The organism is Hymenobacter sp. AT01-02, from assembly GCF_000961955.2.
Taxonomy (GTDB): domain Bacteria; phylum Bacteroidota; class Bacteroidia; order Cytophagales; family Hymenobacteraceae; genus Hymenobacter; species Hymenobacter mucosus.
Map to the genome: position 1 here is coordinate 1 of NZ_JZIR02000035.1, position 24,723 is coordinate 24,723.

Below are 24,723 nucleotides of genomic sequence, written 5' to 3' on the forward strand. Positions count from 1 at the left end.
GGCAGCGCTTTTTCCAGTCGCCGATTGTAACGGAGTTTGCTACCAACAAAGAAGCTGGTAACCGTCGCGGCTTGGGCTGGGACCGGGGCGACCCCTCGAAGCCCGAAGGGCCCACGAGCAACCTGTCGCCAGCCAGCACTTTTGGCCACACGGGCTTCACGGGAACCTGCGTGTGGATGGACCCCGAAAACAAAATCCTCTACATCTTTCTTTCTAACCGCGTGTACCCCGACGCTGGCAACAACAAGCTACGTCAGTATAACATCCGTACTCGCATTCACGACGTGATTTACAAGTCGTTGCAGAAAACATGATGTGTTGTCAAACTTCCGTACTTCACTAGACCGCACCGGCGGCAAGGCATCCAAATGGGATGACTTGCCGCCGGTTTTTTATGATTCTACCCGCCACTAGCGTCAGCGTAACCAGAATTTAATGTCGCGCTTCGCCCAGTAACCGCAACGGTTGGGCACCTTTGGTGTCAGTTGCTTATTGCCGCGGCGCTTAGTTTCTGTTCTTCCCCTTCCTCCTCTTTGCTTGTGCGTGCCTCTCAGCTCAGCACCCAGTTCACGCTACCACCCATGAATATTGGCATTGTTTGTTACCCCACCTTTGGCGGCTCCGGCGTCGTAGCTACTGAACTTGGTAAGGCCCTGGCCCAGCGCGGACACCGCGTACACTTCATTACCTACAGCCAGCCCGTACGTCTCGACTTTTTCAACGAGAACCTGTTTTACCACGAGGTATACATCCCGCCGTACCCCCTGTTCCAGTTCCCGCCCTACGAGTTGGCGCTGGCCAGCAAGATGGTGGACATTGTGCAGAATGAAAACCTCGACGTGCTGCACGTGCACTACGCCATTCCGCACGCATCGGCGGCCTACATGGCTAAGCAAATACTCATCACCAAGGGCATTCGCGTACCAGTCATCACCACCCTGCACGGCACCGACATCACGCTGGTGGGCAAGGATGCTAGCTACGAACCCGTGGTTACATTCAGCATCAACCAGTCCGACGGCGTCACGTCGGTATCGGCAGACCTGCGGCGGGAAACCTACGAGTACTTCGCTATTGAAAAGGACATTGAGGTAATCCCGAACTTCATCAACTTGGCCCGTTTTCAGAAGCAGAATAAGGGTCACTTTAAAGCGGCCATTGCCCCAGAGGGCGAAAAGCTCTTAGTGCACACGTCCAACTTCCGCTCGGTGAAGCGCGTGGAAGATGTGGTCCACATTTTTGACGGGGTGCGCAAGCAGATTCCGGCCAAGCTCCTGCTGGTGGGTGATGGTCCTGACCGCCCGCGCATTGAGAAAATCTGCCGCGACCTGGGCCTGCTCAGCAACGACGTGCGCTTCCTGGGTAAGCTGGAAGCCGTGGAGGAAGTGCTCAGCATTGCCGACCTGTTCCTGATGCCTTCGGAAAAGGAAAGCTTTGGGTTGGCGGCCCTCGAAGCTATGGCGTGCGAAGTACCCGTTATTAGCACCAACGCCGGCGGTATTCCCGAGCTGAATGAGCACGGCACTACCGGCATGGTAAGCAACATCGGCGACGTAGAAGACATGGTAAAAAACTCTCTGTTCGTTCTCGACGATGAAAACCTGCCCCGCTTCAAGGAGTCTGCCCGCGCCCACGCAGAAACCTTTGCAGTGGAAAAGATTGTGCCCTTATACGAAGCCTGCTACCAGCGCGCTATTGATGCTACCCTAGTTACGGCCTAGAAAGCTGACAAAACGGCTCAACCCGCAACGAGCCCGGCAACTGCGGTTGCCGGGCTCGTTGCGGGTTGAGCCGTGGTAGTTTACAGAAAAATTTCTCCTACCTCCTGCCAACTGTTGACCCGGCGGTAGCGCGTTTCATTAACGTTGTGAGGGGCGTCGAACAGGATACCCTCACCCCGGAAACGCTCAAAGTTGAACGCGTTATCGTCGATAAGGTAGTCGGCGTTCAGAATGCTCTTGTCACCACAGAACACGTAGTTGCGCCACGGGATAAAATCAAAGTGCTGCTGCAGCCAGTTGTACTTGTCGAGAAAGGAGTTAGAAAACTCCATGGCGGCGGTGGCAATGAACAACTCGTAGCGCTGGTTTATTTCGCTCAGAATGCGTTGGCTGTCCGCAATTACGGGCAAGTCCTTAAAAAAGCCCGGCCGATTGGGGTAGCCACGCAACGCGTCTTGGTGTTCGGGCGCTACTACCTCATGAAAGTTTTTGCCCCGCAGCTCCTCAAGCGAAAGCGTCAGTTGGAAGTCGATGCCATACCACTCCTGAAATCGGGAAATGGAGTCGGCAATGACCTCGTCCATATCTACGGCAATGCGTTTTTTCGTCATGGGCTATCTGGGCTAGAAAAGAACATCCTGCAGCGCTGCGGGCAGCACTTGCAGGACGACTAAGAGGTACAAGAAATTAAAGTGAGTTAGAACATGGCTACGGCCTCGCGCTTCACGGCCAGCAATGCGCCCGCCGTAGGGTCGGGCTGGTCGGTCATAAGGCTTTCCAGAATGCGGCGGGCGAGTTCTGGGCCGCGTGCCTCAGCGGCATTTGGCAGGGTCCGAAACTGGGTGCTAATCAGGTTGACTACGCTTTCCTGAGCCTGCTTCACGGCAGCCCAGGTTTCAGGCTGCATATACAGCTGCTGGCTTAAATTATGCTCTACTTCGGCCCGAATTTCTTGAAGCAGAAGCCGATGGTACTCAGCAGCCGACATACCCGCGCTACTTACGCGCACTAGCAGGTTGTTGGGCGTGATGCGCTCTAGCAGTAAGGTAATGCGCTCCAACGCCTGCAAGCGCAGGGGCAACGTCGTTTTGCTTGCTTCCAACCGCATCTCAATGAGGCGACGCTGCTGCTCGCGCTCCAGAAACTGCTGAAACAGAAAATAAATAGCTCCCGCTACAATAAGAGCGGGCAAGATAATTTTGAGCAGTTCGAAAAAATACGCTGTCGAATCCATGGGGCTGAGTAGGCCAAGCAGAAAACAGCATGTCACTTGTGGGAAGTGCATGCCACCGGTGAGAGAAAGAAGCGCCGCGAAGCCACAAGCTTGCCAGCCGCGCCGCTGCGCTTACGCAAATATAGCGTGAACCGCAGGGCCGTATCCGTTGTTATACCCCCAAACGAAGCTTGTGTTTCGTGTAGTGCCTACGTCCTGACCAGGAATGTGAGGTGACTACCGTAGGCTTCGTATATTTGCCGCCTTACTTCTCTAAAGACGAACACACTATGGCAACGGCCGTCTCCACGAAACTTGCTCCCATTAGCCTCACGCCACGCGCACTGGAAGAGGTTCGGAATATACTGATCGAGAAAAACGTGCCCGCCGAATACGGCCTGCGCGTGGGTGTTCAGGGGGGCGGCTGCTCCGGCATGAGCTACCTCCTCGGTTTTGACAAAGCCAAAGAACAGGATGAAACATTCGACCTAGATGGCGTGCTGCTCATCATGGATAAGAAACATGCCATGTACGTGCTGGGCATGGAAGTTGACTTCCAGGATGGCCTGAACGCCCGTGGTTTCGTGTTCAACAACCCCCAGGCGAAAAGCACCTGCGGCTGCGGCTCCTCGTTTTCGGCGTAAGCCTGCCCCTAGCTGCCGGCACGCCGAGCAGGTAGTTTGCTTAACTAGCTTACCAAGCCCTGGCCCTCCGGCCGGGGCTTTTGCTTTTGACAGAAATGGGTGCAGCTAGCCGGCCGGGGGCGGTGTATGTGAGTAGAGCTGGCTATTTTAGGCGCGGTTCTTTCACTCTGCCCCCTGCTCCCCTATGCGTTTTTTCCTTACCCTTGGTTTCATCCTGGCGGCAACTGGCGTGCAAGCGCAGGCCTTTACGCCCGCCGAAATTGCCCGCTGGCAGCAACAAGCCAAGCACGTAACCATCACGCGCGACACTTGGGGCGTACCGCACGTGCAGGGCAAGACAGACGCTGACGCCGTGTTTGGACTGCTTTACGCCCAGTGCGAAGACGACTTTGCCCGCGTTGAAATGAACTACCTCGATGCCATTGGGCGGCTGGCGGAGGTAGAAGGTGAGTCGGCTATTTATCACGATTTGCGGGCCCGCCTGTTTATGGATAGTACCCAAGCCATCAGTTTATATCGCAAGAGCCCCGCTTGGATGAAGCAGTTGCTCATGGCCTTTGCCGATGGCACCAATTACTACCTCTACACCCACCCCACCGTACAGCCCAAGCTGCTGCGGCGCTTTCAGCCCTGGATGCCCCTGCTATTTAGCGAGGGCAGCATTGGCGGCAACATCAGCGTGGTGCCCCTGGAGCGTCTAAAGGATTTCTACGGCAGCCGCAAATCTACTTCCTGGGTCAGGCCCGACTTCGAGAAGTTTGAACGGGAACCCGTGGGCTCTAATGGGTTTGCGGTAGCGCCCGCCAAAAGCGTCAGCGGCCGTGCCCTGCTGCTCATCAATCCGCACACGTCTTTCTACTTCCGCCCTGAGGTGCAAGTAACCAGCGAGGCTGGCTTGAATGCTTACGGCGCCGTGACGTGGGGTCAGTTTTTCGTGTACCAAGGGTTCAACCAACACTGCGGCTGGATGCACACTTCTAGCTATGCCGACTCCATGGACGAGTACTTGGAGACCGTTGAGCAGAAGAATGGTAAGTATTACTACCGCTACGGCACCAAGCTGCGGCCCATGCAAACGGCTACCGTTTCTATTCCCTACCTCCAGGACGGCAAAATTCAGCGGAAGCAATTTACTACGTATCGTACTCACCACGGCCCCGTGGTTGGTCAACAAGCCGACAACAAATGGGTGACGGTGCGCATGATGGATACGCCTCTGGAAGCTTTAGAGCAGTCCTACTTGCGCACAAAAGCTACCGACTACGCCAGCTTTCAGAAGGTGATGAAGCTGAACGGCAACGCCTCGAACAATACCGTGTTTGCTGATAGTAAAGGTACCATTGCCTACTGGCACGGCAACTTCATGCCCAAACGCGACCCGCAGTTTGACTGGAGCCAGCCAGTAGATGGCAGCAACCCCAAAACCGAGTGGCAAGGCCTGCACAAGGTTGCAGACCTGGTGCAAGTGAAAAACCCCAGTAGCGGCTGGATTCAGAACTGCAATTCTACCCCCTTTACCGTTTCCGGGCCCAGCAGCCCCGCCCCCGGTAAGTACCCCGCCTACATGGCCCCCGATGCCGAAAACTACCGTGGTATTAATGCCGTGCGCGTGCTTAGCAGCAAATCAGTTTTCACCCTCGACACGCTCATTGCCGCCGCCAAGGACCCCTACTTAGCTGGTTTTGAGGAACTGATTCCAGCCCTGGCTAAGGACTTCCAGTTTGTGGTAGATAGCTCCAATCCACCCACGGGTGAGGTAGGAGAGGCTATGCAAGTTGTGCAGGCCTGGGACAAGCGCTATGGCAAAGCCTCGGTTGGGCAAACGCTGGCTACCTACTGGGCCGAGAAAATTCTGCGCTTGGCCCGCACGCGCGTACCTGCTAACCAACCCTTAGACTACATTAGCCTGACCAAGTTTGCCATTGCGAAAACCTCCCCGCAAGAGAAAGTTGCTGCCCTCCAGGAAACCCTGGAGGAACTCACCCGCGACTTCGGCACCTGGAAGATGCCCTGGGGCGACGTAAACCGCTTTCAGCGCTTTACCGGCAATATTCAGGAAACCTACGACGACCAGAAGCCCAGCCTGCCGGTAGCCTTCACCTCCTCGGCCTGGGGTTCTCTGGCTGCCTTTGGCTCCCGTACCTACCCCGGCACCAAAAAGCGCTACGGCAGCGTTGGCAACAGCTTTATTGCGGTGGTGGAGTTTGGCCCGCGCATCAAGGCCCGCTCCGTGCTGGCCGGCGGCAACAACAACCAGCCTACCTCTCCCCACTTCACCGATCAGGCGGGGCTGTACGCCGAAGAGAACTTTAAGGATGTGTTTTTCTACCCTGAGGACGTGAAGCAACACTCCGAGCGCACATATTCCCCGGGGCAGTAGTAGCCTATACGTGGCTAGAAAACAACAGCCCCGGCCTTGCGGTCGGGGCTGTTGTTTCGTATAGTAGAACGAAGGCTCGTGTAGCTAGCTCTTACTTCTTCAGTATTCGGTAGCCATACGCTGGCAATGCTACCTGAGTACCTACCGCTACTGCGCCCCCTTGCAACGCATCAGTCCAGGTAGTGTTGGCCAACGCCGCGGGTACAGAATATTGAGCTGTGCGATTACGCACATTCACGAGCACCAGCACCTGCTCGTTACCGGCCGTTTTGGTAAAGGCGCATACGTCGGTAGTGCTGTACGCGGTGGGCGTTCCGTGCCGCAGAGCAGCACTGCTTGCACGAGCGGCCAGCAACTGCTTATAGGCGCGGGTTACGCCAGGATGTGCACCCCAGGCCACTTTCACAGTAGTAAAGGGAAAGGTAATGGCCGTAGTCATACCAGCCTCCTGACCGTTATAAATCATGGGCACTCCTTTGTAGCAAGAAGCAATAACAAAGGCTGACATTGCTCCGGCTTCGCCACCAAACAGCGCTACGGGTGTTCCATCGGAGCCATTAACGTCGTGGTTGGTGATGTACCGGACTACTTGCTGGGTGCCCGTAGCGCCCGCATACTCGCTAGCATTCAGCGCGTCAAAGGTAGTGGCTGCAGCACCTCGCCGGTATACGTCCCAAAAGCCGCCGTAGAAGTTGAACCCGAACGTATAGTCGAATCCCTCCCCAAAGTGGTTGCCACGCGTGCCTTCCGCCAGCAATAGCAGCTTATGGGTCTTCACGTTGCGTAGCGTATCTACTGCCTGCTTCCAGAAGTCCGAGGGCTGCGTATCGGCATAGTCGCACCGGAAGCCATCTACATTGGCCGTGTATACCCACGATTTCATAGCCGCAATCATAGCTAGGCGCATAGCCGAATTATTGAAGTTCAGCTGGGCAACGTCGGTATAGTTGGTATTAGGTGGGTTTTGAATAACGCCAGCAGCATTCCGCAAATACCAGTCGGGATGCGTTTTGACCCAGGCGTTGTCCCAGCTGGTGTGGTTGGCAACCCAATCCAGCATAACACTCAAACCACGGGCGTGGGCCGCATCTACGAGCGTCCGCAAGTCAGCTAAGGTGCCGAACTCCGGATTAACAGCCGAGTAGTCCTTCACGGCGTACGGAGAATTCACCGACTTTTCCGCGCCTACTGGGTAAATGGGCATTAAGTAAATCACATTCACCCCTAGTGCCCGGATAGAGTCTAAGCGCGCTGTTACACCCGCAAAGTTGCCGGCTTGGCTAAAGGCCCGCATGTTTACTTGGTACAATACTACATCCTCGCGGTTGGGCACGCCCGCAAATGGAGTTCCGTACTGCTCTATCGTAGGCTGTGTGGGCTTAACGGAGGTAGTATTCGCGTTATCTTTTTTACAGCCAGCTAGCGTGCCAACTGCTGCAATAGTAATGGCCAAGCTATGCTGAATAGCTAGTTTAAGGAAAGACATTCTGTGGAGCTATGAGGTATATATCATGGGCGCCTTACTTAGCGCCCACTTTTACTTCTTTATTTAAAACGGGCTGATGCAGTTTCTGCAACTAGCCTGGAGTGCATTAGTACTTAGCCGGTTACTTTCCGGCTGGCTTAATGCTCACGGCGGCGCCACCACCGGCTGCTAGCTGTAGCTTCAGTGTGGTTTTGCTGTTTACCTTTTGCTTGCGGATTTGGTAGGCCGTGGGGTTCTTATCCCAGGAGGCTCCTTTGCCATCGGCGTAAATGGTAGCCTCGTAGGTGGTACCGGGCGTCAGGAAATCGAGCTTTACCGTTTGGGTACGGGCCTTTTCGTCGGTGATGCTCCCCACATACCACTCGTTCTTGCCTTTGGCCTGCCGGGCAATGGTTAGGTAGTCGCCGGGTTCGGCGGCCACAATGCGCGTGTCGTCCCAATCCACCGGTACATCCTCAATAAAGCGGAAGGCATCAAGGTGTTCGTTGTAGTTCTCGGGCAAGTCGGCCGCCATTTGCAGGGGGCTGTACATGGTTACGTACAAGGCTAGTTGCTTGGCAAGCGTGGTGTGCACCTGGCGTTGCGGGGCGGAGGCAGCGTAGCCCTGCAGCTTAAAAATGCCGGGTGTGTAGTCCATAGGCCCGCCCATCAGGCGGGTGAAGGGGAGAATGGTTTCGTGCTCGGGCAGGTTGCCTTCACTGAAGGCATTGAACTCGTTGCCGCGGGCAGCTTCACAGGCTAACCAGTTGGGATACGTGCGGTGCAGACCCGTGGGGCGCACGGGCTCGTGCATATCAACCATAATGTGGCTGTCGGCGGTTTTCTGCGCCGTACGCACGTAGTGGTTTACCATCCACTGCCCATCGTGGTGCTCCCCGCGTGGAATGATGCGGCCTACGTAGCCAGTCTTCACGGAAGTATAGCCGTGCTCATTCATGAAGCGGTAGGCAGCATCCTGGCGGCGCTCGTAGTTCGTGACGGAGCCGCTGGTTTCGTGGTGCATGATGATGTTGACACCCTTGCTGGCTGCATAACGCTGCAGTTCGTTCACGTCAAAATCTGGGTAGGGCGTTACAAAATCGAACACTTCTTCTTTCCAGTTCCCTACCCAGTCCTCCCAGCCTACGTTCCAGCCTTCTACCAGCACCCCCGGAATATGATGGGCGGCGGCAAAGTCGATGTAGCGCTTCACGTTGACGGTAGTAGCCCCGTGGCGGCCGTTGGGCTTCAGCTTGTTCCACTCAGTACCGGCCAGTTTGATGTTGGTAGTGTCGGAGTAATTCCAGGAGGCCTTGCTTACCTGCATCTCCCACCACACGCCCACAAATTTCTGGGGCTTAATCCAGCCGGTATCGGTTACTTTGCTGGGCTCATTCAGGTTAAGAATAAGCTTAGAGGCTAGCACTTCCGGAGCTTTGTTGCTTACCACAATGGTGCGCCAGGGCGTGTTCTCCGGGGCCTGCAAGTAGGCCTTGGCCCCCGTACCTGTAGCATCGGGCACCAACTGGCTAGTGAGGCCGAAGGTTTTGGTGTCCACGTTCAGCATCATGGCCGAGTAGTTGACGAGTGCCGCTTCGTGGATGTTCACGTAAAGCCCGTCGTCGGACTTGAGCATGAGCGGGGTTTGGATGCGCGTAGGCGCCGCCTTTTTCTCAATGGCCTTAATAGGCGTGGTGTTCACCTCACTCAAGCGTGAGGTAGTATAGGCGTACTCGTTGGAGTCATAGTCGCCGGGAATCCAGAAAGCTTTGTGGTTGGCCGGCAGGTTGAATTCCGTCTTTTCGTCTTGCACCACAAAGTACGTGAGCCCTGGCTGCTGGGGCACCTCGTATCGGAAGCCTACGCCATCATCGAACAGCCGGAACCGAAGTACCATGCGGTGCCCGTTCGCGGCGGGCTGGGCCAGGGTCACGGCCAGTTCTTTGTAGTGGTTGCGGATGTTTTTTACCTCGCCCCATACTGGCTGCCAGGTAGCATCGTGTACCGTGGAGTCGATGCGTGCTACCTGAAACCCTTGGTCAAGACCCGGCTGGTTCTGGAGCAGCAGGCCTAGCTTGCTGGTGTTGACAACCGTCTTCGCGCCAAAATGCAGCTGGTAGGTTGGTTCGCCGCTAGGGCTAAGTTGAAAGCTCAGGGTGAGCTTGTTGCCGGGTGAATGAATGGTTTGGGCCAGCGCTGGCACGCTCAAGCCAGCAGACACGAGAAGAAGAGCAGCTATTTTCATGGAAAGGGGGGCAGCAAATGCAGCTGTAAGTTACGCCGCCCCCCTCCACAGCTACTAGGTCGCCGTTGCCCGGTTGTAGTTCTGGGTTAGCGCATATTCGTCCATTACCGCTTGTAGCGCCCGATTCTAGAATGTCAGCTGTTGCCCTTGCTCCGGAAACACGAGTTTCACTTGCAGCTTATTGGCCTGCGCTAGTTGCTGGCGAATAACTTCCTCGTTGCCCGCAGTGGGTTTGATGTGGGTAATGACAACGGGCATCCCCCGCAGGGCGGCTACCCCCGTCAGTTCCCCCAGCACACCTAGTTCCTGCATTACCAGTGCTGGGGTAAGGTGACCAAACAACTGCTTTTCAGGCTGGGCATTGCTGTAGGAGGCCTCTATAAAAATGGCCTTGAGCTGATGAGCCTGCACTAGCGGCCGAACAGCCTGCCAGAGGGTACGCAGGTTTGCACTTTGCTCCACCGCGTCGGCGCCAGTGTCGCCGAGGTAGAGCAGATAGCTGCGTTGGCTGCGCACAAGGAAAGCCGTGCTTTGGTAGGGTTTCCCGTGGCTGAGAGCAAAGGCCTGCACGCTTAAGCCGGTGTTTTCGAGCGGGGTTTCCTGCTGGGGCACTAGTTCACGCAACTGGTACTTTCGCAAATTTGGCGCGGCACCGCTGCTCCCGAAGTTGGGCCAGGCGCGCCAGTTGAAATAGTCGTTCTGCACGGTAGCAAGGCAACTGGGCAGCCCGTACAGGGTTTTAGAAGTATCGTCGGTGGCGTTGAGCAGCAAGCCGGCTACGTGGTCGAGGTGAGGATGAGAAATCAGGTAGCCTTTGATATGGGTACGTATCACGGCGGCGGCTGGGCCCACCAAGGCCTTGTTGGCAACGGCTTTTACTACCCCACTGTACACGGTGCCCGCGTCAAGGCACACGTAGGCACTGCTTCCCGTCGGAGCTACTAAATAGGCGGAGAGGTTGCTTTCATCCAGCCCCCCTTTCACCCCAAGCGGTACCACAGTGAAGGCGGGCGCGGTTACTTCAGTAGTTGGCGCCTGGAAGAAACTCAGGAGAACAGCAAACAGAAATGTGCGCATAGCATACGTGCGTTAGATAGCCCCGGAAGCAGGCTGGCAGCAATACTTCTTTCGTAGTGAACAGTACGTGTGAAACTTCTATACCACCGTCAGGGCAATGCCTTGCTCTTCCAGCTTCCTGACATCCTGCGCCGAGATACCGGCATCGGTAATGATGCGGTGAACTTGGTCGAGGCCACAAATACGACCGAAACCACGCTTGCCGAACTTCGAGGAATCGGCCAGCACAATGGTTTCTTGGGCGGCGCGCAACATAGCTTGGTTGAGGTGCGCCTCACCGCTGTTGGTAGTGGTAAGACCAAAATCTAAGTCGATGCCATCGACGCCCAAAAACAGCTTGCTGCAGGAGATATCGGCCAGCACTTGCTCGGCGTAGGGCCCAGTAACGGAGGAAGAGCTATGCCGCAGGTAGCCGCCTAGTTGCATTACCTCAATCTGAGGGTGACGCAGCAATTCCATCCCCACGTTGAGGGCGGAGGTAATAACGGTGAGGGGCTGGTTGGGGGGCAGTGCCCGCGCAAGGGCCAGCATGGAAGTACCCGAAGCCATAATAATAGCCTCCTGTGCTCCCACCAGCCTAGCGGCGGCAGCCCCAATGGCTGCTTTTTCTTCCGCAAACAGCTGCTCCTTCTCGTTTACTGGTCGGTCTTTGATGTAGGGATTCTCCAGCGCAGCCCCGCCGTGAGTACGAAATAGCAGCCCTTTTTCCTCCAGCAGTTTCAAATCTTTCCGAATCGTTACCGCCGACACATTTAGCGCCTCACACAAGTCGGGCACCTCCACGTGTTTATGCTCCTGCAACTGCTGCAAAATTAGCTGGTGTCTTTTTACACTTGGATTCATTCAGGCAAAAGTATCCGGTTTGATGAGAGTTGCTAGCTTCCATCCTGTAGAAACGAAACATATTGCGAAAGCAAAAGCTACACAAAACGAAACAAAACTTACAAAATGGCCTCATGTTCTCTCAATAGCCCGATTTCTAAACAACAGAATAAGAAAGCCTTTGATTAGTAGTAAACATGAAACTTGTTTCCTTTTGTTTCGTTTACTTATCTTTATACAACATAGCACGAAATCACACCGTTTGACAAAGCCATGCGAAACGATACTACAACTACCCGCTTCCAACGTTCTGCTCTCTTACAGCAGCTGACCAACCAAAAAAGCTGGGACCTGATTGTAATTGGTGGTGGGGCCACTGGCCTGGGTGTCGCACTAGACGGCATTAGTCGTGGCTATTCAACATTGCTCCTCGAACAGGTAGATTATGCCAAGGGTACTAGCAGCCGCAGTACTAAGTTGGTGCATGGGGGCGTCCGCTACCTAGCTCAGGGTGACGTAGCACTGGTGCGCGAGGCGTTATACGAGCGGGGGCTACTGCTAAAAAATGCCCCTCACCTAGTGAAAAACCAAGATTTCATCATTCCTAATTACGAATGGTGGGGCGGCCCTTTCTATACTATTGGCCTCACCATGTATGACTTGCTGGCCGGCAAGCTCAGCTTAGGGGCCTCTAAACACCTTAGTAAGACGGAAACCCTCCGGCGCCTGGGCAATATCAAAGCCGATGGCCTGAAAGGAGGCGTTTTGTACCACGATGGACAGTTTGACGATGCCCGCCTAGCCGTAAACCTAGCCCAGACTGCTGTAGAGCGGGGTGGCACGCTGCTCAACCACTTTGAGGTGCGCGGGTTGCTGAAAGATACCCAAGGCAAGATTTCGGGGGTAATGGCCGCCGATCAGGAAACCAGCACTACCTACGAGCTAACGGCCAAGGCCGTGGTGAATGCAACCGGCATTTTTGTAGACGACATTCTGCAAATGGACAAGCCTGGTACCAAAAAGCTTGTACGTCCTAGCCAAGGCGTGCACATCGTGCTCGACAAGTCTTTCCTGCCCGGCGATGATGCCATCATGATTCCCAAGACCGACGACGGGCGGGTACTGTTTGCCGTGCCGTGGCACAACCGCGTGGTGCTTGGCACCACCGATACGCCCCTGAATGAGCACAGCCAGGAGCCGCAAGCGTTAGAGGAAGAAATTGACTTCATTTTGCGCACGGCTGCTCGCTACCTTACCCGGGCGCCCAAACGCAGCGACGCCCTCAGCATCTTCGCGGGGTTGCGGCCTCTTGCCGCACCGCAGGCCGGCTCGGAGAAAACCAAGGAAATCTCCCGCAGCCACAAAATTCTGGTGTCAGAGGCGGGACTTATCACCATCACGGGGGGTAAGTGGACTACCTACCGCCGCATGGGCCAGGACACCGTAGATAAAGCTATTGCCCTGGGTAAGCTACCGGCTGCCAAGAGCACCACGGCCCAAATGCCCATTCACGGCGCCCAACCCACCCCCGACCGCAGCAACCACCTGTACGTGTACGGCACCGACCAGCCGGCCCTGCAGCAACTCATTGTTCAGCAACCCGAGCTAGGGCAGAAACTTGACGCGTCTCTCGAATTTTTGAAGGCCGAGGTGGTGTGGGCAGCCCGCTACGAAATGGCGCGTACGGTGGAAGATGTGCTGGCCCGCCGCGTCCGGGTGCTTTTCCTTGATGCGCCCGCCGCCATCCGCATGGCACCAGAGGTAGCCGCCCTTCTAGCCCAGGAACTAGGCCACGACCAACGCTGGGAACAGCAACAGGTAGCGGCCTTTACAGCCATAGCACAGCACTACTTGCTAGAATCCCAGCCAGCACCCGTGAAAGCGGCAGCCGCATAGGTTGCTACCGCCGCTCTCTTGCAAAGCGGGCTGCCACTGGCCAGTAGGCAGAGTATGTAGTTGCTACTCTGCTTCAGCTAAGATGCTGCTAGGTTACTTGTGGCCAGTGGCAGCGCCCTTGTTTCGTTTTCTTTCGTTCTTCCCTCCCACCTTTACTTCCCTTCCTAATGGCCCAGTATATTCTTGCTCTCGACCAAGGCACGACTAGCTCCCGCGCAATTCTGTTTGACCATAAAGGACACATCGTGTCAAAGGCACAAAAAGAATTCACTCAAATTTTCCCGAAGCCGGGCTGGGTAGAGCACGACCCTTTGGAAATTTGGTCGACCCAGGCGGGGGTAGCGGCGGAAGCACGGTGAAAGCGGGGCAAAACGGGAAGAGCATTGCAGCCTTAGGTATTACCAACCAGCGCGAAACCGTAGTGGTGTGGAACCGCAAAACAGGTAAGCCGGTCTATAACGCCATTGTGTGGCAGGACCGCCGCACAGCCGAATACTGTGACCAACTGCGGGAAGAAGGCCACGAAGACTTAATCCGCTCGAAAACGGGCTTGCTACTAGATGCCTACTTTTCGGCCAGCAAGGTGAAGTGGATTCTGGACAACGTGAAAGGCGCGCGCAAAAAGGCCGAGGCAGGTAAACTAGCTTTTGGCACCGTGGACAGCTGGCTGATTTGGAACTTCACCCAGGGCGAGCTGCACATCACCGATGTCACCAATGCATCGCGCACCATGCTGTTCAACATTCACTCCTTGGCGTGGGACGAAGAGCTACTACAGTTATTCGACATTCCGCGCAGTATGCTACCCGAAGTACGAGAGTCGAGCGAGGTATATGGGGAAACGAAAACAACCGTCTTCGCTTCCAAAATCCCGATTGCGGGCATTGCCGGCGACCAGCAGGCCGCCCTCTTTGGACAGCTCTGCACTAGTCCGGGCATGGTGAAAAGCACCTACGGCACCGGCTGCTTTATGCTGATGAACACCGACTCGGAACCGAAAGTATCCCATAACAACCTACTGACGACGGTAGCTTGGAAGATAAACGGGCAGGTGCAGTATGCCTTAGAGGGTAGTATTTTCATTGCGGGCGCCGTGGTGCAGTGGCTGCGCGACAACCTAGGCATTATCAAAACCTCAGCGGAAGTTGAACAGCTAGCGCGCCAGGTAACCAGCACCGATGGTGTGTATTTCGTGCCTGCCTTTGCCGGGCTGGGCGCGCCCTACTGGGACCCTTATGCCCGAGGCGTCATTTTTGGCATGAGCCGAGCTACTAAGGCGGCCCACATTGCCCGGGCGGCGGTAGAAGCTATTGCCTTCCAAACCATGGACGTGCTAAAGGCAATGGAAGCCGACTCGGGCCTACCCATTGCGGAGCTGCGCGTGGATGGCGGCGCTTCCTCCAACGATATGCTCATGCAGTTCCAGGCAGATGTGCTAAACACGAAAGTAACCCGTCCGCGCATCACCGAAACGACGGCCTTAGGCGCAGCCTACTTGGCAGGCTTGGCCGTGGGCTATTGGGAGAGTGTGGAGGAAATTAAAGCCCTAGGTCAGTCCGATACTTCGTTTGAGCCCAAGGCCAATCGGGCAGGTATTGAGGAAGGTATCGACAACTGGAACCGGGCCGTGCAGGCGCTGCAAGTGTGGGCGAAGGGCGGCCACCGCCCCGTAGCTACTGCTACTGCTGCCCAGCCCGAAACGGCCGTTGCCTCATGAGCCCGCTTGCGGCAGAGTTTATTGGGACAACTATTCTCATTTTACTAGGGGATGGTGTGGTTGCCAACGTAGTACTAAAGGACACGAAGGGACACAACAGCGGCTGGATGGTTGTTACAACGGCCTGGGCCCTAGCCGTATTTGTGGGCGTAGTAGTAGCGGGGCCAGCTAGCGGGGCGCATCTGAATCCAGCCGTTACACTAGGGCTCGCCCTGGCCGGCAAAGTTGCCTGGGAACTTACCCCTGGCTACATAGCTGCTCAGTTGGCTGGCGGCTTCGTGGGCTCGGCGCTAGTATGGGTGCTGTACAAAGACCACTTCGACCGCACCGAAGAGCCCCTGCTGAAGCTTGCCGTGTTTTGCACTGGCCCGGCCATTCGCAACCATCCCTTCAACCTGCTAAGTGAGGTGGTTGGAACCCTAGTGCTCGTGTTCACCGTGCTGTATATTACGGGCGCCGAAATTACGAGTACACGCGCGGCCATTGGCTTGGGCTCAGTGGGGGCCTTACCCGTGGCTTTGCTGGTGTGGGCAATAGGCTTGGCTCTGGGAGGAACCACAGGCTACGCTATCAACCCCGCCCGCGACCTGGGCCCTCGTCTTGCCCACGCAGTGCTTCCCATACGGGGCAAGGGCTCTAGTGAGTGGTCCTACGCCTGGATTCCGGTAGCAGGCCCACTACTGGGCGGGGCACTAGCGGCAGGTTTGCACCTGCTCTTAGGGTAGTGGCCTCGCAACCAGCCCGGCGCCCCGCTGCTTTATAGATTTGTTCCTACTCCCGCTAGTGTAGCATACGCACTGACCAGATGTCTAACTAGTCAGCTCGTGCGCGTAGCCAATTCCTTCTAAATCGGTTGCTAGCTGGGTCCAGTCATCCAACTCATTGTTGATAGCAAGGGCGGCAGCTTTCGTCAGCGGCTGGTGCTGGTAGATGGGAGCTACGGCTTCTGTTTCAATGGGCTCCCGCTCGGTTTCATCGAGGTAATACTCATTGGCCCAGCCGGCGTAGGTTTCGGGGTTGTTGTCGAAGATGTAAAGCAATTCCTCCGAGCCATCGTCTTCACTTTCAACAATGCCGGTTTGCCAGCCGTGGGCGGGCGTGTACCAGAGGCAAAATGTAGTACCGATGGAGTTGACCGGCTCGCCGAAGATAAATTCTTCAAACGCGTCGGGCAGGCCGCGGGTCACCTGGGATTTGTCGGGCTGGTCGTATTCCGCCAGGAAACCATTGATTACGCAGCCTTCTGGCCGAAACAGTACCAGCATTTGGTCGCCTTCCCCGTCGTTCATTTCAAACACGGTTTCCTGCTCATCCCAGTCGGAATTGTAGGTATAGTAGCGGTACTCCGGGTCCGGAGAGTTAATGGCATCGAGAACGGCCAAGGATTGGCAGAGGCGCTGTAAGGTGGCTGCGTCGGGCAGGGCGGTGAAGTCTTGCGTGGAGATCATACGAGTGAAGAGAGAAGAGCCAGTGCCCTTGTACGGCCCGAAAGTAGGGCCGGTACGTTTATAAGTGGCTTTTCTCAACGGCTCGCGTTTCCTTGCACAATGTGATTTGCCTTGGCGACAAGAAATCAGCGTAGGCGCGGCCTAGTAGGTTTTGGTCATGTCCTGGGGCACTACCAGCACGAAATCAGCCTTTTGCTCATTGTCCTTGTCCAACCTTCCCAGTTGCTCCTGCGACACGGTGCTGATGGTCAGCACGCGGAGTTTGGGGTTTTGCTGGCGCAAGTAGCCAGAATGCCGTCGTGGTTGTCGGAGTGGTAGGCGCCATTGAGGTGCAGCAGCAAGTGCCCCGCGGGGCGGGCCTGGTTGAGGAAGTAGGCCATGGTGGCATCCTTTAGCGCCTGGGCCTGGATGATGTTCTGCACACCGGCAGCGTGGGCCGCGTCGCCACCAAACATCTTCACCATATTCTTGTAGCCCGGCAGCTCGTAATCAACGGTCAGGGGAAGCGGAGCCACCCAGGCTTTTTCGGCACTGGGCAAGTCATTGAGCGCCGTGAGACTACCCTTAGCTACCTGAGAGGCAAACCGACGCGGCACGTTAGTACCTACCACCCGAAACTTCTGCTGCTTGGCTAAGTGCAGCAGTGGTTTATAGTCGGTACCGTAGTTAGGCCAGGGGCGGCTTTGTTCCTCGAAGTCCTTATCCGACAGTTCGCCCGTAGTGTATTGGTCTACCAGGGGCTGCACGTCGCGCTCAAACATTTCCAGGCCCAGCACTAGCTGTCCTTGCTTTACACGCAGCAGGTCCTTAGTAAGCTGTAGCTCTAGCCAGTGAGCAATCGGGTCGTTGTGCTGCTCCCCGAAGAAAACTACGTCTGCCGCAGCCAGCTCTTTCAGCATCTTATCGTAGGTAGCCGGCTTGCCCGTGGCCGTAAACAGGCGATAAGCCGGTTTATCGTCGGCGCGCAGCCCCAAGCTAAGCAGCAGGAAAAGCAGAGGAAATAGGAATACTTTTTTCATCGGTGGAAGGCCCAGCACTCGGCGTTACCAAGGGCGGCAGGCGTGTTCAAAGGTACGGGCAATTCATAACGCAAAGGCCCCGACGCGCGTGTACGTCGGGGCCTTTGCGTTCAGGGTAATGACCTTAATTGGGCTGCTTTTGTTTGAAGCAGCCACTGAAAGTGCGGCGTATAGAGGTGCTACCTGCTACCTAGGTTGCTAGGCTGGCTGGCACCGGGGCCTTGCTTAACTGCCGCAGCACAACCAAGTGCCCAAACAGCACAATGGGCACCACCACGGCGGGCAGCCACACAAACGGGAACTTCAGCACCGCTACGTTCGGATTGGCAAAGGCCACCTGCTGGAATGGTACCGGAGAGGCCACTACTGCCCAGAAGACAATGTTCAGTAGCAGTAGCAGGGCCAGTACGTGCCACAGCAGCACGACCTCCCGCGGCAGCCGCGGGCGCGTAAATCCCCACAAGCCAAGCAACGGCGCGGTAAGTCCCACCAGAATATCGGGGTTGCGGCCCATGAAAGTCATGAGTTCGGGCACTTCTTTCGCCAAGAACAGGCCATACAGCACCAGCTCCACCGGTATGCGCACCACATTTAGGTAGGTTAGCGTGCTTAATGGCAAACCATTGATAAACCGACGGCCGCGCGCCGTGGTAAAGGCAGCTACTATAGCCAACAGTGCAGGTAAAATGGCGAGCAATAATAACCGAGGCGGCCGCGCAGCTAGGTCTTGGTACAGGCCTAGGCTCGCAAAAAATCCTTGCGCGGCCATCCACAGCAGCAGCCCTACCAATAGCACTCGGGCCTGCTTGGGGTTGCTACGGCGCGCGGCCACCCAAAACCACAGCACCGCCAAGAGCGTGATTAGGGCAAACGCCACGGCCAGGCCAGCCGGTGGAGCACTGTACAAATTGGCTGGTGCCTGAATCGAGCTGAGCATTGCAGGTGGCCTAGCCCTTATAAAACATCCACTTCGACAGCTCGCCGTAGGTTACTTTCTTGCCGTACATCAGAATGCCAACCCGGTAGATGCGGCCCGCTAGCCAAGTAGTAGCCACAAAACCAGCCACAAGCAAGATCATGGATACGCCCAGCTGCCACATGGGCACCCCACCAAATGGCAGGCGCATCATCATGGCAATGGGCGAGGTAAACGGAATCATAGACATCCAGACTGCTACGGTTCCGTTCGGGTTAGTTGTCAGAATTGCCTGGGACACCACGAACGTAAGAATTAATGGCATCGTCACGGGTAGCATGAACTGCTGCGTGTCGGTATCATTATCCACGGCCGAACCAATGGCCCCAAACAGGGACCCGTAGAACAGGTAGCCGCCCAGGAAATAGAACAGAAAGCATCCCACCAGAAGCGGCACGTTCAGATTGGCATTGTACAAGGCCGTGACCATTTTGGCCGCAATATTCGTTTCCTTCTTGGCGGCCTTTTCCGCGGGCGTATCAGTGCGCACCATAGCCGTTGTGCTGTCTACGCGGCTTTGCACAATCTTTTCCGGGCTGATGGAGCCGGCTATTGCGGAGTTGATGCCAATGGACAGCACCACCCACAACGTCAGCTGCGTGAGGCCCACGCCAGCAATGCCCAGCACTTTCCCCATCATCAGCTGAAACGGCTTCACCGTGGAAATTACTACCTCCACAATGCGGCTGGTTTTCTCCTCCATTACTCCGCGCATAATCTGCACGCCGTAAATGAAGATGAACATGTAAATCAGAAACCCGCAGAGGTAGGCAATGCCCGTGCTAACACCTGTACTGGAACTCCGCTCCCCATCCTCACTGAGGCTGACAGTTTGCAGGTCCACGTCGGCCTTGAGGCGGTCCAGGGTGGCGCGGGCAATACCCGATTGGGCCAGGCGCTGGTTTTCCACCTCTTGGTTGATAACGCGGTTGATATCTCTTTCCAGGGTTACACTTAGACTTGCGGGAAAACACCTGAAAGCCGGTGGGGTTGGCTAAATCTAGCTTAGGGATGTAAACCAGGGCCTCGTACTTGCCCGCTTTGAACTCCTGCTTGGCTTTAGCCAGCTCCGGCGACACGCGCACAAAGCGCAGATCTTCTTTGGCTTCCGGGAGCTGTTGGCTGAACAGATTGCCCGCATCGGCCACTGCCACGGTCTTGTCTTTGTCGCTTAGGCTCGCAATCAGAATGGGTACCGCAAACAGGGCTACCGTGAGCAAGGGCCCAATCAGCGACATGATGATAAAGCTTTTCTTGCGCACCCGCGTGAGGTATTCGCGCTGCGCGATAAGCCAGATTTTATCCATGAGTAAGAAGATGTAAAAGTCAGGAAGTAGGCGTCAGGTAATGGGTGATTGGAATAAAGCAAAGGGTAGCCGGTACGGGACCAGCATGGCCTTAGCTCGTAACTTCAAATTCCTCTACCAAGCTCTCGGGCATGGTCTCGCGCACGCGGCGAATGAAGATGTCGTTGATGCTCGGAATCAGCTCCCGGAATGCGTGTACTTCCACGCTCCCAATGAGGTAGCGCAGCAGGTCGTTGGGGGTAGTGCCGCCGTGCAGCTTAATGTGGTCGTAGAAGAAGCCATTCTCGCGCTCCTGGTGCTTGAGCACTTCAAAATCTGGGTGCATTACCATCAGCCGACCTTTGCCTTCTACCTCGTAGGTCTGGGTTTTGAACTGGTCTTTGATGGTGCGTACAGGCCCATCTAACACCTTGCGGCTGCGGTTAATGAGGGCAATACTGTCGCACATTTCTTCCACCGACTCCATGCGGTGGGTGCTGAAGATGATGGTAGCACCTTCCTCACGCAGGCGCAGAATCTCGTCCTTGATTAGGTTAGCATTGATGGGGTCGAAGCCCGAGAAAGGCTCGTCGAGGATGATAAGGCTGGGTTCGTGCAGCACGGTAGCAATAAACTGCACCTTCTGCTGCATGCCCTTGGAAAGGTCCTCCACGTTTTTCTCGGCCCAGGGCTTAATGTCGAAGCGGGTAAGCCAGCCTTTGATGCGCTGGGTAGCATCGGCGCGGCTTAGGCCCCGCAGACGGGCTAGGTAGAGTAGCTGCTCACCTACCTTCATCTTCTTGTAGAGGCCACGCTCCTCGGGTAAGTAACCAATTTGGGCAATGTGGTCGGGCTTGAGCCGCTCCCCCCGGAACCGGATTTCGCCTTCGTCGGCGCCGGTAATCTGGGTGATAATACGAATCAGCGACGTTTTGCCGGCCCCGTTAGGCCGAGCAGGCCGAAGATGCTACGCTCCGGAATGTCGAGGCTCACGCCATCGAGGGCAACGTGCGCGGCATAGGCCTTGCGTACATTGATAGCTTGAAGGATGGGTTGCACAGCTAGGTGAGTTGGTTTTGGTACTAGCGAATGTAGCTTTTTTACTATGTCGTGAACATGGTCTTTCAACCAACCGGCTGCTTTATTCCCCCAACTCGTGCAGGGCCGCTTCCAGCCGGTCGAGGTACTGACCGTAGAGGCGCTGTAAGTACCAGCGCATAGTTTGGCGCATCAGCAGAAAAGTAGCTCCCCCTACTACCAGAACTATCCCGGTCGTGATGACCAGGCTAAGTAGCAGTTTCTGGCCCGCTAGCTTCTGGGAAAGCTGAACACCCAAAAAGCCCAAGACTATCAGAAAGACGGCCGGAATGCTCCATAGCGTACCAAGGTTGTACAAGTGCATCAATTGCCGAAGCGTGCGAAGCTGGCGTGCCACATGGTCTCGGAGGGGGCCGTTGGCTTGGCGCAGTTGCCGAAGCACCTGCACCTTGTGGTAGTAGTAGTACCCGGCTACCACACACAGCACCAGCATAGCCGCAGATATACTACGAGCCAGCCCCAAGGTACTTTGGGTAGCTGCTGGTGCCGTTAGTACTGAGCCGAAGATCAGAAAGCACAGCACATTAAACCCCGATTCTAGCCACGCATTGCGCAGCATTTTCGCTACCGGGCTAGTAGAGCGGCGAGTCAACAACTGAGAAAGAGCAGCCGCATCCAAGGTCTCGGAGGGCTGACCCTGTTGCCACTGGCGGCGGAAGTTATCGAGGTCCATTAGGCGGGTTGGGTTAGCAGGTGGCGAAGCTTGTCTTGCACGCGATGCATTTTCACGCGCACATTGTTCTGGGTAATGCCAAGGATGTCGGCCATTTCCTCGTAGGTGCGTTCTTCGAGATACAAGAGCACAAAGGCCTTTTCCACATCGGAAAGACGCCCGATGGCATGGTAGAGCTGAGCCAGATCCTCGGCGTCGGGCCCCGGCTCGGGAGGAGGTGCTACGTCCGGCACGGTGGGCCCGAACCGTTCGGCGGCCGGCTTGCGGGTCCGTTGGCGCAAGTCGGAAATAGCCACGTTTAGGGCAATGCGGTAAAGCCAAGTGCTGAACTTAGCCCGGGCCTCGTAGCTGGGGTAGGCGCGCCAGAGTTGCAGCACAATTTCCTGGTACAAGTCCTGGCGGTCGTCGGCATTGGCAGAGTACATCCGGCAAATGCGTTGCAGTAGCAACTGATGGGCAGCAAGGTGGGCCACGAACGGCGCAGAAGTAGCAGAGGCTGACACGAGTACAATAGGCTAATAGAGTAACGCAACATGAGTCGCCGAGCCGAGCCCAGCATTACAGCCCAACCTAAAATTATTTCCTGACGGCGGCCCGTTGCTACCATTTTCTAGTTTCTGCCTGCCACCTTAAGGGGCTTTTATGCATCTTACTGGTAGCATTATTCATCCTCTATTCTTTTGTTCTGTGCCTACCCGTTATACTACTTGGCTTCTTGGCTGCGGCATCTTGCTCAGCGGCTCTTGGGTGAAAGCCCAATCCACTACCCTTGCTTCCATTAATCTTGACTTAGAAACTCAAGACAAAGCCCGCCACCTACCTGCCGGCTGGGCACCCGGCATCCATAGCCCCGGTGCCCCCACTCCCGGCTACCAAGTGCAAACCGATTCCGTGGTGTACCAACAGGGCCGCTACTCCGTGCGGCTCCAGTCCTCCTACGATGCTGGCACGAACAGTTTTGGGGCCGCGCATTGGGCCATACCGGCTCGTTACCAGGGTAAGTCCATCACCCTCAGCGGCTACTTAAAAACGGAGGCCGTTCAGAATGGCTTCGCGGGACTTTGGATGCGCCTGGATGGCCCGAACGGCACGCTAGGGTTCGACAACATGCAGAAAGTCAACCTCCAAGGCACGCACGATTGGCAGCTGTATTCTATAACGCTGCCCCTGGCGCCCGAGGCAAAAACTATTTACCTAGGCGGCCTGCTGGTAGGTACTGGCAGCGCGTGGCTTGATAATCTAAGCCTCACTATCGACGGCAAACCGCTCACCCAAGCCCGCCCCAAAGCCGCGACAGTGTACAAAGCCGACGCGGATACGGCCTTCCAGAAAAGCTCCGGTATTGCGTTCAGCAAGCTTAGCGCGCAGCAAGTTGAGAACCTAGCGGTGCTGGGTCAGGTGTGGGGCTTTGTGAAATACTACCACCCCGCCGTAGCCCGGGGCGACTACAACTGGGATAAGGAGCTATTTCGCATCATGCCGGCCGTGCTAGCCAGCCAAAACCAAGCAGACCGTAGCCGGGTGCTCAGCACGTGGCTTACTGGCCTGGGCCCCGTTACTAGCCCCGTGGCTGCCACCGTCTCCCCAAGTAAAATTCGGGTGCAGCCCACCCTTGCTTGGCTGACCGACGGGAAGCAACTCAGCAAGGAACTGCAGCAGCAGCTGTTGTACCTGCGCGCGCACCCCGCAGCCGCGACAGCCCACTACTACGTGGGGCCAGCCGAAGCCGGCAACTTGGCGTTTCTGCACGAAGATGCCTACGCCCAGATGGCCTATCCCGATGCGGCTACCGCCTGCTGGGTCTATTCCGCTATTGGAACATCATTGAGTATTTCTTTCCCTACAAGTATGCCATTGGGGAAGACTGGCAGCCCGTCCTCTCGGAGTTCATTCCACAATTCGCCAACGCACCGGATGCACTCCACTACCGATTAGCGGCGCTACGCTTAATTGCGCGCGTTCATGACACCCACGCTAACCTCTGGGGGGCCGACAAGGTGCTCACCGACTACCGTGGCAATTATACCGTGCCCGTCAGCATTCAGTTTGTGCAGCAGCAGGCCGTAGTAGCCAAGCTGCGTCCAACAACGCAAGCCGCGCCCACTGTGCTACAACCCGGCGACATTATCACGACGGTAGACGGGGAAATAGTGGCAGATTGGGTGAAAGCACGCCAGCCTATTTTTCCTGCTTCCAACCAGCCTACCCAGTTGCGCAACATGGCCGGAATGCTACTGCGCGGCAATACCCCCACGGTGCGCCTAGGCATTATCCGCAACGGTAAAGCCAGCACGCTCGACGTAAACCGAGTTAGCCTCTCCTCCCTCACCCCACCTACCCAGACCGCCGCTACTGATAGTAGCCACCGCTTCCTACGGCCCGATGTGGGCTACCTCACGCTAGGCAGATCAGTACGAAAAGCTTGCCCCGCATCATGTCCGAGTTCAGTCAAACCAAAGGCTTGGTAATCGACATCCGAAACTACCCCGCCGAGTTTGTGGTGTTCACTTTGTCGCAGTACCTAGTGCTAAGGCCCACTCCGTTCGTCAAGTTCTCCATCCCGGTTCCTAGCCAACCTGGGTTATTCACTTGGACCAACGCCCTGCACGTGCGCCCCGGTAAAGGCCAGGCTTACCCCGGCAAGGTAGTCATCTTGGTAAATGAGGAAACGCAAAGCCAAGCCGAATACACAACGATGGCCTTACGTACCGCGCCACGCGCCACTGTGCTGGGCAGCACAACCGCCGGCGCCGATGGCAATGTGTCGCGGTTTGCCCTGCCCGGTAACCTGTCCACTATGATTTCCGGCATTGGTATTTACTACCCAGATGGCCGCGAAACCCAGCGCGTAGGCATTGTACCGGATGTAGAAATGCACCCCACCGTGCAAGGCCTGCAAGCTGGCCGCGACGAGCTACTAGAGAAAGCGCTGGAGCTCATTGATCAGGGCTAGGCCATACGCCAGTAGTTAACCCTTATCATACAAAACGCCCACCTCCAGCGAAGAAGGTGGGCGTTTTAACAACTGTAAAACTCACGAAGA

Annotated in this window: 22 protein-coding genes and 2 pseudogenes; 10 read left to right on the plus strand and 14 right to left on the minus strand. The window is 56.1% G+C overall.

The genetic code is table 11. The annotated features are described in order from the left end of the window. Together VI25_RS12620 and bshA are read left to right on the plus strand one after the other, a co-directional pair. A partial coding sequence (locus VI25_RS12620; protein ID WP_152981605.1) for a serine hydrolase occupies nucleotides 1-314 on the plus strand: 314 nt, incomplete at its 5' end. 267 nt (nucleotides 315-581) lie between these two features. Continuing rightward, nucleotides 582-1,721, plus strand: a complete 1,140-nt coding sequence (gene bshA, locus VI25_RS12625; protein WP_045687653.1) for an N-acetyl-alpha-D-glucosaminyl L-malate synthase BshA — start codon at nucleotides 582-584, stop codon at nucleotides 1,719-1,721. Nucleotides 1,722-1,801: 80 nt separating this feature from the next. On the opposite strand, the gene VI25_RS12630 is transcribed toward bshA, so the two are convergent. Continuing rightward, on the minus strand, nucleotides 1,802-2,332 hold the full coding sequence (locus VI25_RS12630) for a 5' nucleotidase, NT5C type (RefSeq protein ID WP_045687446.1): 531 nt from the start codon (nucleotides 2,330-2,332) through the stop codon (nucleotides 1,802-1,804). 86 nt (nucleotides 2,333-2,418) lie between these two features. Further along, on the minus strand, nucleotides 2,419-2,955 hold the full coding sequence (locus VI25_RS12635; RefSeq protein ID WP_045687445.1) for a hypothetical protein: 537 nt from the start codon (nucleotides 2,953-2,955) through the stop codon (nucleotides 2,419-2,421). A gap of 269 nt (nucleotides 2,956-3,224) precedes the next feature. Between VI25_RS12635 and VI25_RS12640 the strand changes: the two genes are divergently transcribed. Together VI25_RS12640 and VI25_RS12645 are read left to right on the plus strand one after the other, a co-directional pair. After that, nucleotides 3,225-3,578 (plus strand): HesB/IscA family protein, encoded by a 354-nt coding sequence (locus tag VI25_RS12640; protein WP_045687449.1) that lies wholly within the window; start codon nucleotides 3,225-3,227, stop codon nucleotides 3,576-3,578. A 184-nt stretch (nucleotides 3,579-3,762) separates the two neighbouring features. Further along, nucleotides 3,763-5,958 carry a penicillin acylase family protein gene (locus VI25_RS12645; RefSeq protein ID WP_045687444.1) on the plus strand — a complete coding sequence of 732 codons (2,196 nt, stop codon included), beginning with the start codon at nucleotides 3,763-3,765 and terminating at the stop codon, nucleotides 5,956-5,958. A 91-nt stretch (nucleotides 5,959-6,049) separates the two neighbouring features. Here the strand turns inward: VI25_RS12645 and VI25_RS12650 are convergent, their stop codons facing one another. The 4 genes from VI25_RS12650 to VI25_RS12665 all read right to left on the minus strand — a co-directional run bounded on the left by VI25_RS12650 (nucleotide 6,050) and on the right by VI25_RS12665 (nucleotide 11,588). Beyond that, nucleotides 6,050-7,444 (minus strand): alpha-amylase family glycosyl hydrolase, encoded by a 1,395-nt coding sequence (locus VI25_RS12650; RefSeq protein WP_052694997.1) that lies wholly within the window; start codon nucleotides 7,442-7,444, stop codon nucleotides 6,050-6,052. 121 nt (nucleotides 7,445-7,565) lie between these two features. Beyond that, nucleotides 7,566-9,668 (minus strand): glycoside hydrolase family 97 protein, encoded by a 2,103-nt coding sequence (locus VI25_RS12655; protein WP_045687443.1) that lies wholly within the window; start codon nucleotides 9,666-9,668, stop codon nucleotides 7,566-7,568. Nucleotides 9,669-9,794: 126 nt separating this feature from the next. Continuing rightward, nucleotides 9,795-10,745 (minus strand): MBL fold metallo-hydrolase, encoded by a 951-nt coding sequence (locus tag VI25_RS12660; RefSeq protein WP_045687442.1) that lies wholly within the window; start codon nucleotides 10,743-10,745, stop codon nucleotides 9,795-9,797. 78 nt (nucleotides 10,746-10,823) lie between these two features. Next, nucleotides 10,824-11,588 carry a DeoR/GlpR family DNA-binding transcription regulator gene (locus VI25_RS12665; RefSeq protein ID WP_045687441.1) on the minus strand — a complete coding sequence of 255 codons (765 nt, stop codon included), beginning with the start codon at nucleotides 11,586-11,588 and terminating at the stop codon, nucleotides 10,824-10,826. 252 nt (nucleotides 11,589-11,840) lie between these two features. Between VI25_RS12665 and VI25_RS12670 the strand changes: the two genes are divergently transcribed. The 3 genes and pseudogenes from VI25_RS12670 (at nucleotide 11,841) to VI25_RS12680 (ending at nucleotide 15,905) form a co-directional block, all read left to right on the plus strand. After that, a complete protein-coding gene (locus VI25_RS12670) occupies nucleotides 11,841-13,463 on the plus strand; it encodes a glycerol-3-phosphate dehydrogenase/oxidase (protein WP_045687440.1) in 1,623 nt (540 codons plus the stop codon). A gap of 167 nt (nucleotides 13,464-13,630) precedes the next feature. Then, a pseudogene (gene glpK / locus VI25_RS12675) lies at nucleotides 13,631-15,180 on the plus strand (glycerol kinase GlpK). After that, entirely contained in the window at nucleotides 15,177-15,905 is a 729-nt protein-coding gene (locus tag VI25_RS12680; protein WP_055562544.1) for an MIP/aquaporin family protein, read from the plus strand. The pseudogene glpK and the gene VI25_RS12680 overlap by 4 nt, the downstream one beginning before the upstream one ends. An 84-nt stretch (nucleotides 15,906-15,989) precedes the next feature. On the opposite strand, the gene VI25_RS12685 is transcribed toward VI25_RS12680, so the two are convergent. From VI25_RS12685 to VI25_RS12715, 8 genes and pseudogenes are all read right to left on the minus strand, one after another. Continuing rightward, nucleotides 15,990-16,628 carry a hypothetical protein gene (locus VI25_RS12685; protein ID WP_045687439.1) on the minus strand — a complete coding sequence of 213 codons (639 nt, stop codon included), beginning with the start codon at nucleotides 16,626-16,628 and terminating at the stop codon, nucleotides 15,990-15,992. A 248-nt stretch (nucleotides 16,629-16,876) separates the two neighbouring features. Beyond that, complete coding sequence (locus tag VI25_RS12690; protein ID WP_316934325.1) at nucleotides 16,877-17,647, minus strand: ChaN family lipoprotein; 771 nt, start codon at nucleotides 17,645-17,647, stop codon at nucleotides 16,877-16,879. Between the two features lie 190 nt (nucleotides 17,648-17,837). After that, nucleotides 17,838-18,584 (minus strand): hypothetical protein, encoded by a 747-nt coding sequence (locus VI25_RS12695; RefSeq protein ID WP_055562545.1) that lies wholly within the window; start codon nucleotides 18,582-18,584, stop codon nucleotides 17,838-17,840. A gap of 10 nt (nucleotides 18,585-18,594) precedes the next feature. Next, nucleotides 18,595-19,533, minus strand: a complete 939-nt coding sequence (locus VI25_RS12700) for an ABC transporter permease (RefSeq protein ID WP_316934326.1) — start codon at nucleotides 19,531-19,533, stop codon at nucleotides 18,595-18,597. Further along, on the minus strand, nucleotides 19,439-19,930 hold the full coding sequence (locus VI25_RS28525; RefSeq protein WP_316934327.1) for an ABC transporter permease: 492 nt from the start codon (nucleotides 19,928-19,930) through the stop codon (nucleotides 19,439-19,441). Before VI25_RS28525 ends, VI25_RS12700 begins: the two co-directional genes overlap by 95 nt. Nucleotides 19,931-20,021: 91 nt before the next feature. Further along, a pseudogene (locus VI25_RS12705) lies at nucleotides 20,022-20,968 on the minus strand (ABC transporter ATP-binding protein). 82 nt (nucleotides 20,969-21,050) lie between these two features. After that, nucleotides 21,051-21,680 carry a hypothetical protein gene (locus VI25_RS12710; RefSeq protein WP_045687435.1) on the minus strand — a complete coding sequence of 210 codons (630 nt, stop codon included), beginning with the start codon at nucleotides 21,678-21,680 and terminating at the stop codon, nucleotides 21,051-21,053. Continuing rightward, nucleotides 21,680-22,153 carry an RNA polymerase sigma factor gene (locus VI25_RS12715; RefSeq protein ID WP_236705038.1) on the minus strand — a complete coding sequence of 158 codons (474 nt, stop codon included), beginning with the start codon at nucleotides 22,151-22,153 and terminating at the stop codon, nucleotides 21,680-21,682. The genes VI25_RS12710 and VI25_RS12715 overlap by 1 nt, the downstream gene beginning before the upstream one ends. A gap of 214 nt (nucleotides 22,154-22,367) precedes the next feature. Between VI25_RS12715 and VI25_RS24095 the strand changes: the two genes are divergently transcribed. From VI25_RS24095 to VI25_RS24105, 3 genes are all read left to right on the plus strand, one after another. Next, the gene (locus tag VI25_RS24095) at nucleotides 22,368-23,615 is read left to right on the plus strand and encodes a hypothetical protein (protein ID WP_055562546.1); all 1,248 of its coding nucleotides are present in this window, start codon (nucleotides 22,368-22,370) and stop codon (nucleotides 23,613-23,615) included. Nucleotides 23,616-23,677: 62 nt separating this feature from the next. Then, nucleotides 23,678-24,148 (plus strand): hypothetical protein, encoded by a 471-nt coding sequence (locus VI25_RS24100; protein WP_052694995.1) that lies wholly within the window; start codon nucleotides 23,678-23,680, stop codon nucleotides 24,146-24,148. Then, nucleotides 24,115-24,633: a S41 family peptidase gene (locus VI25_RS24105; protein WP_052694994.1), complete on the plus strand. Its 519-nt coding sequence runs from the start codon at nucleotides 24,115-24,117 to the stop codon at nucleotides 24,631-24,633. Before VI25_RS24100 ends, VI25_RS24105 begins: the two co-directional genes overlap by 34 nt. Nucleotides 24,634-24,723: the final 90 nt, after the last annotated feature.

What these genes read in the sequence shown, in the direction of transcription:
- bshA (WP_045687653.1), top strand. Translation starts at nt 582, where the DNA reads ATGAATATTGGCATTGTTTGTTACCCCACCTTTGGCGGCTCCGGCGTC.
- VI25_RS12630 (WP_045687446.1), bottom strand. Translation starts at nt 2,332, where the DNA reads ATGACGAAAAAACGCATTGCCGTAGATATGGACGAGGTCATTGCCGAC.
- VI25_RS12635 (WP_045687445.1), bottom strand. Translation starts at nt 2,955, where the DNA reads ATGGATTCGACAGCGTATTTTTTCGAACTGCTCAAAATTATCTTGCCC.
- VI25_RS12640 (WP_045687449.1), top strand. Translation starts at nt 3,225, where the DNA reads ATGGCAACGGCCGTCTCCACGAAACTTGCTCCCATTAGCCTCACGCCA.
- VI25_RS12645 (WP_045687444.1), top strand. Translation starts at nt 3,763, where the DNA reads ATGCGTTTTTTCCTTACCCTTGGTTTCATCCTGGCGGCAACTGGCGTG.
- VI25_RS12650 (WP_052694997.1), bottom strand. Translation starts at nt 7,444, where the DNA reads ATGTCTTTCCTTAAACTAGCTATTCAGCATAGCTTGGCCATTACTATT.
- VI25_RS12655 (WP_045687443.1), bottom strand. Translation starts at nt 9,668, where the DNA reads ATGAAAATAGCTGCTCTTCTTCTCGTGTCTGCTGGCTTGAGCGTGCCA.
- VI25_RS12660 (WP_045687442.1), bottom strand. Translation starts at nt 10,745, where the DNA reads ATGCGCACATTTCTGTTTGCTGTTCTCCTGAGTTTCTTCCAGGCGCCA.
- VI25_RS12665 (WP_045687441.1), bottom strand. Translation starts at nt 11,588, where the DNA reads ATGAATCCAAGTGTAAAAAGACACCAGCTAATTTTGCAGCAGTTGCAG.
- VI25_RS12670 (WP_045687440.1), top strand. Translation starts at nt 11,841, where the DNA reads ATGCGAAACGATACTACAACTACCCGCTTCCAACGTTCTGCTCTCTTA.
- VI25_RS12680 (WP_055562544.1), top strand. Translation starts at nt 15,177, where the DNA reads ATGAGCCCGCTTGCGGCAGAGTTTATTGGGACAACTATTCTCATTTTA.
- VI25_RS12685 (WP_045687439.1), bottom strand. Translation starts at nt 16,628, where the DNA reads ATGATCTCCACGCAAGACTTCACCGCCCTGCCCGACGCAGCCACCTTA.
- VI25_RS12690 (WP_316934325.1), bottom strand. Translation starts at nt 17,647, where the DNA reads ATGAAAAAAGTATTCCTATTTCCTCTGCTTTTCCTGCTGCTTAGCTTG.
- VI25_RS12695 (WP_055562545.1), bottom strand. Translation starts at nt 18,584, where the DNA reads ATGCTCAGCTCGATTCAGGCACCAGCCAATTTGTACAGTGCTCCACCG.
- VI25_RS28525 (WP_316934327.1), bottom strand. Translation starts at nt 19,930, where the DNA reads ATGGATAAAATCTGGCTTATCGCGCAGCGCGAATACCTCACGCGGGTG.
- VI25_RS12710 (WP_045687435.1), bottom strand. Translation starts at nt 21,680, where the DNA reads ATGGACCTCGATAACTTCCGCCGCCAGTGGCAACAGGGTCAGCCCTCC.
- VI25_RS24105 (WP_052694994.1), top strand. Translation starts at nt 24,115, where the DNA reads ATGTCCGAGTTCAGTCAAACCAAAGGCTTGGTAATCGACATCCGAAAC.